At 64.0% G+C, this 15143-nt stretch carries 20 protein-coding genes and 2 tRNA genes; 18 read left to right on the top strand and 4 right to left on the bottom strand.

Annotated features, from left to right (window positions below):
* Positions 1-199 precede the first annotated feature (199 nt).
* The 7 genes from ACRQ5Q_RS22215 to ACRQ5Q_RS22185 are packed head-to-tail and all read left to right on the top strand — an operon-like array spanning position 200 to position 4005.
* A complete protein-coding gene (locus ACRQ5Q_RS22215; RefSeq protein ID WP_439392314.1) occupies positions 200-838 on the top strand; it encodes a glycoside hydrolase family 25 protein in 639 nt (212 codons plus the stop codon).
* A complete protein-coding gene (locus tag ACRQ5Q_RS22210; RefSeq protein WP_439392313.1) occupies positions 835-1338 on the top strand; it encodes a hypothetical protein in 504 nt (167 codons plus the stop codon). The genes ACRQ5Q_RS22215 and ACRQ5Q_RS22210 overlap by 4 nt, the downstream gene beginning before the upstream one ends.
* On the top strand, positions 1325-2119 hold the full coding sequence (locus ACRQ5Q_RS22205; protein ID WP_439392312.1) for a hypothetical protein: 795 nt from the start codon (positions 1325-1327) through the stop codon (positions 2117-2119). Before ACRQ5Q_RS22210 ends, ACRQ5Q_RS22205 begins: the two co-directional genes overlap by 14 nt.
* Before the next feature lie 31 nt (positions 2120-2150).
* Positions 2151-2534, top strand: coding sequence for a hypothetical protein (locus ACRQ5Q_RS22200; RefSeq protein ID WP_439392311.1), 384 nt, complete (start codon positions 2151-2153; stop codon positions 2532-2534).
* A 26-nt stretch (positions 2535-2560) separates the two neighbouring features.
* The gene (locus ACRQ5Q_RS22195; RefSeq protein WP_439392310.1) at positions 2561-2968 is read left to right on the top strand and encodes a hypothetical protein; all 408 of its coding nucleotides are present in this window, start codon (positions 2561-2563) and stop codon (positions 2966-2968) included.
* An 11-nt stretch (positions 2969-2979) separates the two neighbouring features.
* Complete coding sequence (locus tag ACRQ5Q_RS22190; protein WP_439392309.1) at positions 2980-3672, top strand: hypothetical protein; 693 nt, start codon at positions 2980-2982, stop codon at positions 3670-3672.
* 6 nt (positions 3673-3678) lie between these two features.
* On the top strand, positions 3679-4005 hold the full coding sequence (locus tag ACRQ5Q_RS22185; protein ID WP_439392308.1) for a septal ring lytic transglycosylase RlpA family protein: 327 nt from the start codon (positions 3679-3681) through the stop codon (positions 4003-4005).
* A 163-nt stretch (positions 4006-4168) separates the two neighbouring features.
* On the opposite strand, the gene ACRQ5Q_RS22180 is transcribed toward ACRQ5Q_RS22185, so the two are convergent.
* The 3 genes from ACRQ5Q_RS22180 to ACRQ5Q_RS22170 form a co-directional block, all read right to left on the bottom strand.
* On the bottom strand, positions 4169-4426 hold the full coding sequence (locus tag ACRQ5Q_RS22180; protein WP_439392307.1) for a hypothetical protein: 258 nt from the start codon (positions 4424-4426) through the stop codon (positions 4169-4171).
* Positions 4427-4527: 101 nt separating this feature from the next.
* Positions 4528-4899 (bottom strand): helix-turn-helix domain-containing protein, encoded by a 372-nt coding sequence (locus ACRQ5Q_RS22175; RefSeq protein WP_439392306.1) that lies wholly within the window; start codon positions 4897-4899, stop codon positions 4528-4530.
* Positions 4900-5230: 331 nt separating this feature from the next.
* Positions 5231-5464, bottom strand: a complete 234-nt coding sequence (locus tag ACRQ5Q_RS22170) for a hypothetical protein (protein WP_439392305.1) — start codon at positions 5462-5464, stop codon at positions 5231-5233.
* 292 nt (positions 5465-5756) lie between these two features.
* Between ACRQ5Q_RS22170 and ACRQ5Q_RS22165 the strand changes: the two genes are divergently transcribed.
* Together ACRQ5Q_RS22165 and ACRQ5Q_RS22160 are read left to right on the top strand one after the other, a co-directional pair.
* Positions 5757-5830: transfer RNA gene (locus tag ACRQ5Q_RS22165), tRNA-Cys, on the top strand.
* Positions 5831-6029: 199 nt separating this feature from the next.
* Positions 6030-6176: a hypothetical protein gene (locus tag ACRQ5Q_RS22160; protein WP_439367960.1), complete on the top strand. Its 147-nt coding sequence runs from the start codon at positions 6030-6032 to the stop codon at positions 6174-6176.
* Positions 6177-6259: 83 nt separating this feature from the next.
* Here the strand turns inward: ACRQ5Q_RS22160 and ACRQ5Q_RS22155 are convergent, their stop codons facing one another.
* Positions 6260-6466, bottom strand: coding sequence for a hypothetical protein (locus ACRQ5Q_RS22155; protein WP_439367961.1), 207 nt, complete (start codon positions 6464-6466; stop codon positions 6260-6262).
* A 259-nt stretch (positions 6467-6725) separates the two neighbouring features.
* Here ACRQ5Q_RS22155 and ACRQ5Q_RS22150 point away from each other — a divergent pair, with 259 nt between their 5' ends.
* The 9 genes from ACRQ5Q_RS22150 to ACRQ5Q_RS22110 all read left to right on the top strand — a co-directional run bounded on the left by ACRQ5Q_RS22150 (position 6726) and on the right by ACRQ5Q_RS22110 (position 15048).
* The gene (locus ACRQ5Q_RS22150) at positions 6726-6989 is read left to right on the top strand and encodes a hypothetical protein (protein ID WP_439367962.1); all 264 of its coding nucleotides are present in this window, start codon (positions 6726-6728) and stop codon (positions 6987-6989) included.
* A 308-nt stretch (positions 6990-7297) separates the two neighbouring features.
* A complete protein-coding gene (locus tag ACRQ5Q_RS22145) occupies positions 7298-8458 on the top strand; it encodes a PspA/IM30 family protein (protein WP_439392304.1) in 1161 nt (386 codons plus the stop codon).
* Positions 8459-8468: 10 nt separating this feature from the next.
* On the top strand, positions 8469-9128 hold the full coding sequence (locus ACRQ5Q_RS22140; RefSeq protein WP_439367963.1) for an OB-fold-containig protein: 660 nt from the start codon (positions 8469-8471) through the stop codon (positions 9126-9128).
* A 23-nt stretch (positions 9129-9151) separates the two neighbouring features.
* Positions 9152-10846, top strand: a complete 1695-nt coding sequence (locus tag ACRQ5Q_RS22135; protein ID WP_439392303.1) for a flotillin family protein — start codon at positions 9152-9154, stop codon at positions 10844-10846.
* Positions 10847-11100: 254 nt separating this feature from the next.
* Positions 11101-11175, top strand: a tRNA-Asn gene (locus ACRQ5Q_RS22130).
* A gap of 213 nt (positions 11176-11388) precedes the next feature.
* Positions 11389-11568, top strand: a complete 180-nt coding sequence (locus ACRQ5Q_RS22125; protein WP_439367965.1) for a hypothetical protein — start codon at positions 11389-11391, stop codon at positions 11566-11568.
* Between the two features lie 140 nt (positions 11569-11708).
* Positions 11709-12371 (top strand): protein-L-isoaspartate O-methyltransferase family protein, encoded by a 663-nt coding sequence (locus ACRQ5Q_RS22120; protein ID WP_439392302.1) that lies wholly within the window; start codon positions 11709-11711, stop codon positions 12369-12371.
* Between the two features lie 208 nt (positions 12372-12579).
* Positions 12580-13965, top strand: coding sequence for a TolC family outer membrane protein (locus tag ACRQ5Q_RS22115; RefSeq protein ID WP_439367967.1), 1386 nt, complete (start codon positions 12580-12582; stop codon positions 13963-13965).
* Between the two features lie 306 nt (positions 13966-14271).
* Positions 14272-15048 (top strand): PopZ family protein, encoded by a 777-nt coding sequence (locus ACRQ5Q_RS22110; protein WP_439392301.1) that lies wholly within the window; start codon positions 14272-14274, stop codon positions 15046-15048.
* Positions 15049-15143: the final 95 nt, after the last annotated feature.

Here is a 15143-nt window from a genome sequence, read left to right as displayed (position 1 = left end):
GACCAAGATCAGAGCCAGAGCGCCGAGGGCAAACAACGATTTACGATTGAATTTCAATTGAGATGCCTCCCCATACGGGTGGCCTAATACACGGGTTACGCGAGCTCGTCCAGCATTACGACCCGACCCTAAGCCGCCTCCGGGCGGCTTTTTGCTGTCTGTGGATAGAACTCTCCCCTTAGCCCCCTTGGAGCCCCGCATGTCCACCCAGACCCCGCGCGTCGTCGATATCTCGCACCACAACGTCGTCAAGGATCTTGGCCTGGCCGCCAAGGCCGGGATCTGGGGCGTTATCCACAAGGCAAGCCAGGGCAGGGCGTATGGCGACCCAGATTATGCGAGCCGGCGCAGATCGGCGCTGAACGCCGGGCTGCTGTGGGGTGCGTACCACTTCAATACGGGCGACGCCGTCTCGCTCCAAGTCGAGAACTTCCTGCAGGCGGCGCGGCCTGACGAGTGCACGCTGATGGTGCTGGACTTCGAGGACAACCGGCCCTCGAACATGAGCGTGCAGCAAGCTGTGGATTTTCTCCGCCTGCTCGAGCAGCGCATCGGCCGCAAGGGCGCGATCTACTCCGGCAATCGACTGAAGGAGAATATCGCCTCGCTCGGCCCGCAGGACCGCGCCTACATCCTCTCGCACAGGCTCTGGCTTTGCCAGTACGGTCCGTCTCCGCACCTGCCGATGTTCTTCGATCGCTGGTGGCTTTGGCAGTACACTGGCGATGGCGTCGGGCCGCTGCCGCACAATGTGCCCGGCATCGTCGCGGGCAATGGCGGCATCGATCTTAACGCCTTCCAAGGCACCCGCGACGAGCTCGTGGCGAGCTGGGCATGACTATGATCGGTGCCATCACGCTCCGCTTCGTTACGGGCAGCAACCCGATCTCCTTTGCCATCCGCGCCGCCGAATATGGTTTCTGGGCAAGTCACGTCGAGGCCCTGATGCCCGACGGCACGCTGCTCGGCGCGCATGTCGACTCCGGCGTGCTGGCGCGGCCGCGGGACTATGACAAGGGCTCTTTCACCAAGGAGCTGCTCGTCACCATCCCGGCCGGCCAGGCGATGGTCGACAGATTTCATGCCTTTCTGCGCGAGCAGCTCGGCAAACCCTACGACGTCGAGGCGATCGCTGCCTTCGTGGCGCGCCGCGACTGGCAGGACCCGAGCGCCTGGTTCTGCTCCGAGCTGCAGGCCGCAGCGCTCGCCGCCTCGGGCTGGTTCGCCACGCCGCTGGCGACCGAGTTCAACCACATCACCCCGCGCGACCTGCTCCTGATCGTCTCAGGGCGCGTCGCTATTACTGCTGAAAAGGAAATGAGCAATGCCGCAGGTTGATCCGAAATTCACTTTTTACTTTGGTCTCTGGACCAACGTCCTGGCCTTCATCGCCGGTGTGAGCGTCGAGCACGCGCCCGCGATCATCGCGCAATATGCACCCGCGGTGCAGTGGTTCCTTGGCAACTTCGTCCAGGTCAACGGGATCATTCTCACCGCTTTGGTCGGTGTATCGTCGACCAAGCCGGGTCCGCTGGTGAGCGTCTCGCCGGGTGCGATCAAACCAATCGTCATCCTGGCGATCGCGCTGGTGGCGCTCCTGGCCGTGCCTGGCGCGCAAGCGCAAGGTCTCGCGCCGAAGGCGCGTCCGGCCGCCGCGGCTCCGGTCGATCCGCTCCAGCAGCTGATGGACCAGATCACGGCCAAGAAGGCCGAGTTCGTTGCCGGCGTGGTGGCGGCCGTCCAGGAAGCCGATGACGACGCGGCGAGCCTGAGCAATCCGAGCGATCCGACCTCCTTCCGCGATCCGGTCGCGCACGCCTGCTATCCGGCGCAGATCAAGTTCCTACAGTCACTGCCGCAGGTGCAGGCGATTAAGTCTCCGGCGCCCTACAGCATGATCGTGCTGTTTCAACGCAAGCGCGACCTGATCGCGCAGATCAAGGCTGGCCTGCCTGGTTATCTCAAGGTCGGCTGCGCCGCGCTGCTGCAGGATGAGAAGACGATCCTGCTGCAGACGCTCGGCCTGATCGGCGTCACGGTTGGGGCCGGTGCATTGACCGGGATCTTCCCGGCCGCAGCTCCAATCGCGCTGCCGGCTTTGACGTTGCCGGCGCTCTAGCGGAAGCCGAAGGGGGCAGGGCGCACGCACGATGGTTGATCAACAGGTCCAAGACATCACGCGGGAGCTCATGGGGCTTAACCGCGTGATCGGCGAACTGACCTCCAAGGTCGCAACTCTCATGCAGACGTGGGAGCACAATGACCGGGAGGCGACCGAGGGGCGGCGGCGCCTCTACCAGAAGGTGGAAGACATGAACGCCCGGGTCGGCGAGCTCGCGGGCCGCGTCGACAGCATGGGAAAGGAAGTGGCGGCGATGAAGCCCTCGGTCGACACTTTCGACGAACAGCGCCAGCAGAGCATTGGATCAGAGAAGACAATGACGGCCATGCGCGCCGCCTTCTACGCCTTCTTGGGCGTCGCGGGTGGCGTCATTGTCAAACTGATCGAGCTGTTCTGGCCGCCGAAGCACTGACTGCTTTCAAGACAAAGGAAGAGACCATGCGAAAGCTTTTGATCGCAAGCGTGAGCGGAGCGTTGCTCTGGCTTGCGACCGCACTGCCGGCCGCAGCGCAGAACCTGCCGATGGGCATCATCTCCGAATGCTGGAACGGCTCGGGCTACACGCCCTGTACGCCGGCAACGCCGCTGTCGCCGATGCAAGCGGGGCTCGGTGTGGCAAGCTCGACCGCGCTGACGGTGCCGACCGGCGCGATCTACGCCGTGGTCTGCGCCGAGGGGCAGGCCATCCGCTACACGACGGATGGCACGACGACGCCGACGGCAGCGATCGGCATGCCGCTCCAGGTGAACCAGTGCGTCAGCCTGCTGGGGGCAACGACAATCGCCAACTTCAGGGCGATCCAGCAGTCTGCAACGGCCACGATCGACGTCAGCTACTACAAGTGAGGCGATTGTCCATGCGCAAAATCATCGTACCTCTCGTCGGGCTCGTCGCATTTGTCCTGGCCTGCGCGGCTCAGGCGCAGCAGATATCCAGCGGCCCAATGGTCCCGACCGGCTCGGGTAGCCTAACCGGCGCTGCCGGCGGCGATCTCTCCGGCAGCTATCCGAATCCGACCGTCGCCAAGATCAACGGAAGCGCGCCTGCGGCGTCCGCAACGACAGACACGACGAACGCCTCGAACATCTCCATCGGCACGTTGCCGACTGGACGCATGCCGGCCTTGACCGGCGACTGCACGACCAGCAGCGGCGCGGTTGCGACGACCTGCTCGAGCACTGGGGGCGTCGCATTCAACTATGGTGCCGTATCGACGGCCACGCCAACGATCACGGCAGGCTCTGGCACCTTCACAACGGTGTCGGCCACGATGCGATACCAGCAGCGGGGCAAGCAGGTCTGGTTTCAGATCAGCATTACAACGACCAACATCGGGACTGCTGCGACCAACGTCCAGGCTTCCGCGCTGCCCTTCACCTTCAACAGCGATTGTATCGGTGCCGGCCGCGACACTGCAGGCTCCGGCAAGACTTTGCAGTGGTACGGGCAGGCAGCAACGAGCGCTCTCTCGATCTGGAACTACGATAACACGTTTCCTGCGTCGAACGGCGGACGGCTGCTGATTAACGGCGTCTGCGAAACGACCTGAGGCACCATGATCCGCATTGTCCTCGCGATCGCACTTTGCTGTGCGGTCGCTTCGCCGTGCCTTGCCGAGACCTGCATCGCCTCCTGGTACGGCCGCGAGAGTGGTCCGCGCACGGCGAGCGGCGAACGTTTCAATCCCGAAGGCATCTCATGCGCGCATCGCACCCGCTCCTTCGGCTCGATCGCGACTGTGACGCATCTCGGTTCGGGTCGATCGATCTCCTGTCGCATCAACGACAGGGGACCTTTCGTGCGCGGCCGCTGCATTGATCTGTCGCATGGCGCCGCGCGGGCGCTCGGAATGAGCGGGACCGCACGGGTAAGGGTGGAGTGATGTACGAATTGATAGGCCGTATCGTAGTTCTGGCCGTCGTGGCCTACGCTGTCATTTTGGGCATCGTGGGGCTGTGGACGGCTGCTCAACTGATAATGTTTGGCCCGATCCGCGCCTCGATCGGTGGCTGATGCCAAGCCGTCACCCTGCGGGACTCCGCTGATCATATCAGCTTGTGCGGTATTACTCTCTTGACGGCCGAGGGACTGATATTGGCCAGTGCAGCCATCAACGGCAGGTATCGTGCAATTACGGCCTTTTCCACGCGCAGAGAGATTGCGATGTGGGTCTCGCTTTCTGCGATGATCCTCGCTTCTGTTTCGAGGTAGCTCCGTGGATCGTGGTTCTGATACTCTGACATGTTTGCAATTTTCCCATCCCGATTGTCCTCCCCGAAAATCATTTCTTTGTTTGCCGTCAAGGCCACATCAAAGCATGTGCACGCGCGGCCTACTAAGCGACTTGGTGTCCAAAATGGACACCTGCGCGCACGCAGGGTTAACAAGGATCGATTGAATCAAATTAGCGGGACAGCCTCTCGCTGGTGATGCGCACGAGACGCACAATAGCGCCATGGTCTCTGCGCGTGATGCGCTCCATCCGTCGCGTTGGGATACGGTACGTTGCGCCGACTTTCTCGACTGCGCCGCGCCGGCGCAGTACCCCCAACTGGCGAATGACGGTCGAGCGCGGGATCCCGACGTACTCGGAGATCTTGGTTGACGTCATGGGGCGGCCCTCAATGGTGCCGAGATAAACGGCACCGCTGACCAGAAGCGGTCCGGCATGCGCGCCGAACTGCGCTCGGGCATCGGGCGCCATGACCCTGTGGAGCTGACGTGTGAGCTCGACCCACAGATGGACGAGCTGAGATAGCTTCGATGCCGGCCTCATGGAGGGGCTCTGCCTCCCACGCCTGGCCCAGCTGGTGCCGGGCGGGTGAAATTCAGCAGCAGAGCTTGCTGACCCCCATTATTCCCGCCACGCAGGGAGCGACCCCACGCCTCTACTAGCGGTTATTCGTGGGGCCGCCCGGCCTATAGCCGGCAGTGGCTCTGCTGCCTTACCCGCGAGGGGCGGATTTCACGCCGCTCCAAGCGAGGGAGAGAGATTAGCACATCGAGGTTTCGGGTTGATGGGGGTTGGGGTTGCCTGGCCGGTTCCTAAACAACCAGGACGGGATAGACAATAGGAATTTTTACCGGTTAGCTGTCCGCGGCCCAGATCACCCGATCGGAATGGCGACCGTGACCACCTTCGGGTTCTTGATGCGCTCCTGGTATTCTGCGGTGCTCACCACACGTCTCACCTTCGTGTAGGTGTCTTCGAACCTCGCATCGGCCTTGCCGTCCTCGATCCATGTTTTGCCACCATCCCGACTGAGCCGCCGTCCGATCTCGATTTTGTGCCGCGAGCCCTTGGGGCGGTACATCATGATTTCTATAGTCCAGACAGTCATTGTCCCCTCGCGCGTCGCACCGACAGAGTGCCATGCATTTTTGATGCACTTATGGCGCTAGTAAGTCGGTCGCGCTCGGGGTGAGCGAGAGAACAAACAGAGACTACCGGGTAAAAACCTGCAGGAATGAGCCGATCTGCGCCTGAAATGCTACCAATGGGCGCTAGTAGAGAACAGAGCGCGCACGCGAGTTTCGGAAATCATACGGAAATCGAGTTTCGGAAATCTGTCGCGGAGGCGAGAAGGGCGGTTGCCTAAGTGATTGATCGTCTGTATTGATCCGGCGCGTTGAGGCCACGTGGCGGAGTGGTTACGCAACGGTCTGCAAAACCGTGTACACCAGTTCAATTCTGGTCGTGGCCTCCATCACAAGTCTCTGATCCTTCAGCAAAAACTCAATCTCCGCCCGGCTTCCGCCGATCCTGCGCGCCGCAATCGCGCCAGCTGCGGCGGGACGCCGCCACCGGGTTTGCCCGGGGCTTGGGCGAACCCGCGATTCAGGCTCTCTGGCACAGACTTCGCATCTGCGAAGTGACGCATTCCCAAACCTGGAGCTGGAGAGCACGTGGGCGACGTCGTTCGATTTGTCCCGAAATCCGAGCTGGAGCGGGCGCGCCTCATTGCCGAGGCGCGCGCGATCTATGACAGCATCTTTCCGCCGGCTGCACCCGGCCGGGTGCCGCACGACGGCGAGGAGCGCGTCAAGAGTTGATCGGGGCTGGCGCCGGTCCTGGCGCGCGGTGATCCCGAACCGCCCGCGAGGGCGGGCGCATCAGGCCGCGGCAAAACGGGGCCTCAGCAGGCCGCGTACCAGCCGTCCGGAAACGGCAGCAGGGGCCAGGCGCCATCATTGTCGTTGGCGGCCTTCAGGGTTTCCTTGGGTGTTGCATCATACGACCACGAACGGGGCACGAATTCCTCCTCCGGCGCTGGCGCCAAATCTTCAACGATCATGGCGTCCCGGACGGCATCCAGCAGCAAGTTGAATTCGGCTTCGCTCATCACACCCTCGCAGAACGCGGATGGCGCAATGTCGCAAAGCCGGCTTGTTACCGGATTGAGCCGATCGTTCGCATTTTAACGATCCGGCGATCCGGTCCCGATTGGTTAGGGATTGAAAAAATCCCCCGGGAACCTAGGCGTCGCTGGCCCGCCGCCAGTGTGAAAGAGATCACATTCTCGGCGATTTATTTCTCCTACCCCTTCGCGACGACCGGCCAACGGAGGCCGCGAGCAGGCGGACAGAACGGGAGACTTGGTCATGAAGACGAGGTTCTTGCGGTTTGCAGGCGTGAAGAGCCGGGCGCGTCGGGCCTCGACCGTCGGGCTTTTCCTGACGCTGTTTGCCTCCGCCGCTCACGCGCAGCAGGGAACACCCGAACAGCGCCGGGCCTGCACCCCCGATGTCTACCGGCTCTGCGCCGGCGAGATTCCCAATGTCCGCGCCATCACCGCGTGCCTGCGCCGTAAGCGGTCAAGCTTGAGCGAGGCTTGCCGCACCGTGTTCGATCAGGCCGGCGGCTGACATGCCAGCCCTGTGAGTTTGTGCGCAGCAAGTGGCTCGTGGGTTCTCGCGAATCCGGCATGGTCAGCCTGTGGATATGCTGCGGACAGCCTGTGGAATGCTGTGGATACCGACGGCAGATCTGATCGCCGGGCGTCTCGTGCTGCGAACAGTTTTTGTGCAGCCGCTTGCCCAAATCGCGGGCCGTGATCTAGGAGTGATCCGCCGCCTTGAACGCGCGGCCTGCCGGCAGCGAGTAAAGTGCAGAGTGCATAGGGATCAGTGGAACGTGATCGCACGTCCCCTCAAAGCACTAAAGTGGTGCTTTAGTGCTTCTGATGAGCCAGTCACCCCGAAACGCGCCGTCCGCGCTGCGTTACAGGCTTGCCCCTGACCCGGCCGCCAAGGCCGCCATCGAGGCGACATTCCAGGCCTATGACCGCATGATGGAGATCCTCGACGAGGTGGCCCGGACACATAATGTCGGTTCCAACGTCGTTCTGCTCCACGCCCACGCCTATGAGCCGATCCGGAAGGAGACCGCACTGCCGTCGCGGTTGGTGACGCTGGGCCTGCGCGACCGCACCGATTATCGCCTCGCGCAAGGGCGCCGCCTGCCGCTCGACGACAAACTCGCCAGGATCAAGGGGCCCGCCACCATTTCGATTGCGACCGTGCAAGGGCGCTACAGCGTGTCCTTCGACTACGCCGGCTATGCCGAGGGCTGGGGCCAGAGCGTGCCCGCGCACCTCATCCGCACCGACGACGGTTTCGAAGTTCACTACGGCGTCACGCCGAGCAGCCTGCCAGAGGAGGAGAACGCCATGGATACCATCGCTGCCGCCCCCGACAATTTCCTGTCCCGGGTCGGGCGTCTGATCGCCGGGATCGCCTATGACGCGATCGAGCAGGCGGAAGGCAAGAACAAGCTCAAGGTGGTCGGCCAGGCCATCCGCGAGATCGAGCGCGCCGAGAGCGAGGCGCGCGACGCGCTCGCAACCGCGCGCGCCGAGGAATACCGCCTTAACGCGCGCCGCACCGAGATCGAGCGCGAGATGAGCGATCTTGCCGCCAGGATCGAGGGCGCGATCGCCGATGGCCGCGACGATCTTGCCCGCGCCGGAATCGCGCGGCAGATGGACCTGGAGGCGCAGTTCGAGGTGCTCTCCCGCGCCATCGACGAGAACAACGAGAAGATCGAGCAATGCGTAACCTCGCTGCGCGCGGTGCTCTCGGCGCTCCAGGATGCCGAGCAGCGCCGCGCCGATCTCGAAAAGAGTGAGGCACATGCCAGCCACCAGGCCGCGACGTCGCCCCGGAAGTCCGGTGGCACTCCTGCAGCCAAGGCGCTGCGCGCGGGCAGGGCGGTAGCTCGCGCGACCGGCGTGCCGCAGGGCATCCCGTATTCGAGCGACATCGATGAACTGAGCGCGCTTCATCGCGACAAGGAAATTGCGGCGAGGCTCGCGCGGTTGAAGTCGCGCTCCTGAGTGCCGTGTCATGAGCGCACTGCTCGAACACGTGATGTCGCCGGAGGTCAGGCCGTTCGCGATCGCGGCGGCCATGATCGTCATCGTCGGCACGCTCGAGGTGATCACGATGCTGATCGGGGCTTCCCTCAGCGAGATGCTCGGCACCAGCTTCGACTTCGGCCATCCCAGCGACAATGGCGTGCTCAACGCCATCTCCTGGATCAATGTCGGCGGCGTGCCGCTGCTGATCTTCCTGCTGCTGGCGCTCGGCGCCTTCTCCATCACCGGCTTCCTGATCCAGGACGTCGCGCGGATGGTGGCGGGCCCCTTGCCGGCGACGGTCGCCTCGATCGCAGCGGTTGCGGTGTCGGTTCCACTGGTCCGCGCCGCCAGCGGCGCCATCGCGCGGATCATTCCCAAGGACGAGAGCTATGTCGTCGGCCTCGGCGATCTCGTTGGCCGCGTCGGTGAGGTCGTCGTCGGTCCGCTTGACCAGGGGCCGCCTGGCCGCGTCAGCGTCGCCGACGTCCACGGCAACCGCCACTTCGTCCTGGCGGTCGCAGCACCCTCGTCGTCGCCCCTGCCGCAGGGAACCATGGTCCTGCTGGTCGATCGCGATGGCACCCGTTTCGTCGCGGTGAAGGCCGAGGATGAACTCAAGCCCTCCAAGCCCCCTCTAAGCAGCTAGTCGCCATTCATTGGAGAAAAGTCATGTTCGACATCGCAGTCCCGGCCATGATCGGCGTCGCGCTGATCGTCGTCCTGGGGATCGTTTTCACCATCCTCTACAAGCGCGCCACGCGCGACGAGGCCTTCGTGCGCACCGGCCTCGGCGGCAAGAAGGTCGTGCTCGATGGCGGCGCCATGATCCTGCCGATCTTCCACTCCTATGCCAGCGTCAACCTGAAGACGCTGCGGCTCACCGTCGAGCGCAAGGAGCGGGAATCGCTGATCACCAAGGACCGCCTGCGCGTCGACATCGTCGCCGAGTTCTACGTGCGCGTCCGCCCCGACGAGGAGAGCATCGCGCTGGCGAGCCAGACGCTGGGCGCGCTGACCAACGATGCCGAGGCGCTGCGCAACCAGGTCGAGGCGAAATTCGTCGACGGCCTTCGATCGGTCGCGGCCACCATGACCATCCTGGAGCTGCAGGAGAAGCGCTCGGATTTCGTCAAGCACGTGCAGTCCACGGTCGAGTCCGACGTCAAGTCGAACGGCCTCGAGCTGGAATCGGTGTCGTTGACCAAGCTCGACCAGACCGACGTGAAGTTCTTCAACCCGGAGAACTTCTTCGACGCCGAAGGTCTGACCCAGCTCAAGACGATCACCGAGACCCGCCGCCGCGACCGCAACGCCATTGTGCGCGACAACGAGGTGGCGATCGCGCAAAAGGACCTGGAGGCACGACAGCAGACCCTCGGCATCGAGCGGACCAAGAAAGAGGCCGAGTTGTCGCAGGAGCGCGACATCGCCAACAAGACCGCCAGCACCCGCGCCGAGGTCGCGACCGCGACCCAGACCGCGCGCTTGACCGAGGAGAACGCCCGTATCGACACCGACAGAGCGGTCGCCGAGAAGGAGGCGGGCGCCAAGCAGGTCAAGGAAACCGCTGTCATCGAGTCGGATCTGGCGATCAACAAGCGCAAGACCGACGCCCAGCGCGAGATCCAGATCGCAACGCAGGAGAACGAGATCCAGATCGCGGCGAAGAGCAAGCAGACCTCGGAAGCCGTCGCCGAGGCCAAGACCGCCGAGGCGCTGGCCGTCTCCGCTGAGGAAAAGGTCGTGACCGCGCGCGCGGTCGAGGTCGCCGATCGTGCCCGTCTCACGCAGGTGCTCGCCGCACGCACCGAAGCCGAGCGCAAATCGACCGAGCTGATCGTTGCGGCCGAGGCCGAGAAGAAAGCCTCGCTCGACCGCGCCGAGGCGGTCAAGACGCTGGCGACCGCGGAGGCCGAGTCCAACAAGATCAAGGCGGTCGGTGTCCGGAACATCGGTGAAGCGGAAGCTGCCGTCATCACCATGAAGAACGAGGCGCAGAACAAGCTAGGCAGCAACGTCATCGATTTCGAGATCGCCAAGAAGCGGATCGAGACCATGCCCTCGGCGCTGGCCGAGATGGTGAAGCCGATCGCAAACCTCAAGGATGTCCGCATCCTGCATACCGGCGGTGCATTCGGCGGCAACGGTGTCGGTGGTGGCAACGTCGGTTTCGGTGAAGGGCTTGCCGGCGAGTTGCTCAAGGTGCACGCGCTGCGTCCGATGATCGACGAAATCCTGCGCCAGAGCGGCTTTGCGCCGGGCGACGATCCCGTGAAGGCGCTGGTTGGCGCCGTGACGGGCAAGAGCAACGGCGCCGCAGTGCCGGCGCCCGCGCCTGAGAAAACAAACAGCGCCGATCTATGAATGCCGTTACTGAGAATTCGAAACGTTAAGAACAGGCTCCTGCGCGTCTCGCGTCGCGCAGCATCCCGGAATGCCGATCGATCGCGTATTGAATCCGTCGATCACACTTCGGACGACTGTCTTGAGGCAACGCCCGGAGGAGGGGCCGGCCCAGGCCCTTCCTCAGACGCGTTGCGGAAGATGACGAATTCGTCCTTTGCAAGCGCAACCGGCTTTGTTATACGCACCCGCGCGCGGACCACAGTTCGCCCTTTTCCTCGGTAGCTCAGCGGTAGAGCATCCGACTGTTAATCGGATGGTCGCTGGTTCGAATCCAGCCCGGGGAGCCAAATTCCGTCGTATATTCATTGGCTTGTGAGCGTTCGCTGATGCGACGCGCGATGCCGATCGAGTCATCTCTCAACACTTGGCGGCCCCGATCCGCCCAGAATCGCGTTCAAGCAGTTGTGTCCGGCAGCGCCATCGCGGCCGCCGGGGCGGCACCAAATCGACTTAATTCAAATCGAGCTTCGTGGAGCCGGACTTTTACGGAGCTGATTCCCATGCCCGACATCCAGATCGACCGCGCCCAACTGGCCCCCTCGATTCTGCCGGCCGACGTTCCCGAGCTCAGCGACGACGAATGCCTGGCCCGCCTTGCGCGTGCGGTCGAGACGCCCGATTCGGCGCGACTGGATGAGGTCGCCGCCCTGATCGGCCGGCTCGCGGTGACGATCGAATAATACGTCCTGTTCCCTGATGCGGGTGAGTTGCGGAGCCTTGGCCGGCCAAGGCCAACGGCCATGTTGCGTTTTCGCGGAGCATGTTCCAAAGATGCCGCCAACTTCCGTCCGCGGCATCGTCCGCATTTCAGGGTCCGCAAATGTCCGGTTTCTCGACCGCGCGCCTCAAAATGGTCGATGGCCAGGTGCGCACCAATGACGTCACCGATCGTCGTATTCTCGATGCCATGCTCACGGTTCCGCGCGAGGCCTTCGTGCCGGCGAGCCGGCAGGCCTTGGCCTATCTCGACCTGGATCTCGATGTGAGCGAGGGCGCCGCCAAGCGGTTCCTGATCAAGCCGCAGCTTACCGGCAAGCTGCTCCAGGCCGCCGAGATCGGCGAGGGCGACAGCGTCCTGGTCGTCGGCTGCGCCACCGGCTATCTCGCCGCGCTGGCGGCCAAGCTGGCGCGTCAGGTCACGGCGACGGAATGCGATTCGGCTCTGGCTGCAAAGGCCAAGGAGACCTTTGCCATCCTTGGGCTCGCCAATGTCACCTGCAAGGCCGCCCCCTGCACCGAGGGCGATGCGTCTGCCGCCCCCTATGATGTGATCATCCTCAACGGCGCCACCGAGGTGACACCGGAAGGGCTGTTCGGGCAGCTTAGGGAAGGCGGGCGTCTGGTCGGCGTGTCGGCCGAATCGCGGCCGCCCCGGGCGGTGATCGTGACCCGGACCCACGGCGAATTCGGCCATCGGGCCCTGTTCGATGCCACGGCTCCGGTCCTTCCCGGGCTGGAACGGGCCGCATCCTTCGTCTTCTGACGGCCAAAACCCCATTAAAATCCCGTTCTGAATCAGAAGTGTGGCCGGGATGCTGCACGTGAAGAGTTTCCACCGAGAACTACCTTGAGGTAGTTCCGTCGCGGCAATCCGCGTCCTATTGTTGCGACGGGGCAACGACTCCATTCTGTAGACGGTAACCCGGCTCGCGGGCACGAGCCGGGCGTTAAAATGAAACGGAAATTTTGGGATGCATGGGGTGAAGCTCTTCACCGGAGCTGCGGTTTCGGTCCTGCTGCTGGCGCTGGCCGGGCCGACGCCTGCCTTGGCGGACACGATCGAGGCCGCCTTGGTGCGCGCCTATCAGAACAATCCGCAGCTCAACGCGCAGCGCGCGCAGGTGCGCTCGACCGACGAGAACGTGCCGCAGGCTTTGTCCGGCTACCGGCCCAGGGTCGCGCTGACCGCGAGCGGCGGTTATCAATATCAGGATGTGCAGAGCAGCGTGGGGAGTACCGCATTCCACGGAACCACCGTACCTCGCAGCGTTGGCGTTACCGCTACGCAGACGCTCTACAATGGCAACCAGACCGCCAATAGAACGCGGGCGGCGGAGAGTCAGGTGTCCGGTGCGCGCGAAGCGCTGCGCAGCCTCGATCAAACCGTGCTGCTCCAGGCGGCGACGACCTACATGGATTATCTGCGCGATGCGGCCACGCTGGAAGTCCAGCGCAGCAACGTGCGCGTGCTCGAGCAAACGCTGAAGCAGACGCGTGATCGTTTCAACGTCGGCGAAGTGACGCGCACCGACGTTGCGCAATCGGAAGCGCAACTGGCTGCCGGCAAGACGCAGGCGCTCACCGCGGAGGCGAACCTCACCACGACGCGGGCGAACTTCCGCCGCATCATCGGCAACGAGCCGACGAACCTCGCACCGGGCTCGCCGGTCGATCGGTTCCTGCCGCCAACGCTCGCTTCGGCCGTCGAGCTCGGCTTGATCGAGAATCCCAACGTCACCGCCGCAATGTATGGCATCGACGTCAATTTCTTGCAGGTCAAAGTCGCCGAAGGTGCGTTGCTGCCGACGGTTACGGTCCAGGCAGCGGCCACGCAGTCGAACGAACAGTCCTTGATCCAGCTGCGCTCCTTCAACGCGTCCGCGATCGCGCAGCTCTCGGTGCCGATTTATCAGGGCGGCGCAGAATATTCGCTGATCCGCCAGTCCAAGGAAAACCTGGCGCAGCAGCGTCTCAACCTCGAAACCACGCGTGACCAGGCCCGCGCGAACATCGTGCAGTTCTGGGGGACGTTGCAGGCCGGCAAGGCGCAGGTGCAGTCCGCGCAGGCGCAGGTGACGGCGTCCGAGATCGCACTCAACGGTGTGCGGGAGGAAGCCAAGGCCGGTCAGCGCACCACGCTGGACGTGCTCAACGCGCAGCAGGCGCTGGTCAATGCGCGCGTCGCGCTGGTGACCGCACAACACGACCGCGTCGTGGCATCGTATAACGTCCTCGCCGCCGTCGGCCGTCTGTCGCCGCAGGTGCTCGGCCTTGCGACCACGGTCTACGACGCTAGCGTTCACTACCATCAGGTCCGCGACAGCTGGGGCGGCGTGCGCACGCCTGACGGGCGCTAATTCCCGTAACTATCCGGTCGGCCTCGCAAACAATTGCGGGCCGACCGGTGCTTTGCTTGCAATCATCAAAATCCCTGACGTAGCCTTGTCAAGAAGATGCGGGTCGATTCGCTCCGCATTCGATATCGTATGCGTAAAGCTTGAGTGCCGAGGGCAGGGGCGCGCCGCCGCACGTTGAGCCGTGATCTGGGGACAAGTCGGGCTGCCGCGGCGAAAATGTCGGGGGGCTCGTCGCGGAACCGGCCAATCCTGTCGTGCTTGGTGTAAAACAACGCATGCGAGGGCGTTGATGATGTGGAGTCGGAGATGACGCAGCCTGCAAAGGTCACAGAACCCTCCATGGAGGAGATTCTGGCCTCGATCCGGCGCATCATTGCCGACGACGAGGCCAAGCCGCCGCCGGCCGAAGCTGCGAAGCCCGAGAAGGCTGCAGCGCCCGCCGCGCCGCCGAAGCCGATGAACGACATTCCGCCATCCAGGGTCGCTCCGCCCAAACCTGCCGCCGAGAAGCCAGCGCCAACTCCGGCTGCGAAGCCGGCTCCGGCACCGCCGCCAGCCGCGCCCGCCGTGGATGCCGGACCGAACAGCCAGGACGATATCGACGCGCTGCTGGCCGGGCTCGACGCGGCCACGCCTGCCCCCGAGGTCCGTGCTCCGGAGCCGGAGCCCGAGCCAGAACCCGACGTGCTCGAATTGACCGACGAGATGGCGATGGACCCGGCGCCGACGCCGGCTCCGCCGCCGCCAAGCTTCCGCAAGGTCGAGCCGCGCGACGATCTCGAATTCGCCGAATCGGCGCCGCCGCGTCCGGCGCCTCCGCCGTCCTACGCGCCGGTCGACTTCGACGCGCCGCCACTGCCGCCGCAGCAGCCGATCCTCGCGCAATCGACCGTCTCCGCAGTCGAATCCGCCTTCAACTCCCTGGCCCACACGGTACTGAGCAGCAATGCGCGGACGCTGGAGGATCTGGTCAAGGAGATGCTGCGTCCACTGCTGAAGTCCTGGCTCGACGACAATCTTCCGGGCCTGGTTGAACGCATCGTGAAGGCCGAAATCGAGCGGGTCTCGCGCGGCGGCCGTTGAGAGCAGCCCGAGGGCCCTCATAAAGCCCGGCTTGAGTGTCACATTCGGTCCCGGACCGGGCCGGAAAGCGCTGTGCCGACTCGCTTTCCGCTGAC

The sequence above is a fragment of the Bradyrhizobium sp. PMVTL-01 genome (assembly GCF_051861855.1).
In the GTDB taxonomy this organism is placed as follows: domain Bacteria; phylum Pseudomonadota; class Alphaproteobacteria; order Rhizobiales; family Xanthobacteraceae; genus Bradyrhizobium.
This window is presented reverse-complemented; position numbering and strand designations above follow the sequence as displayed.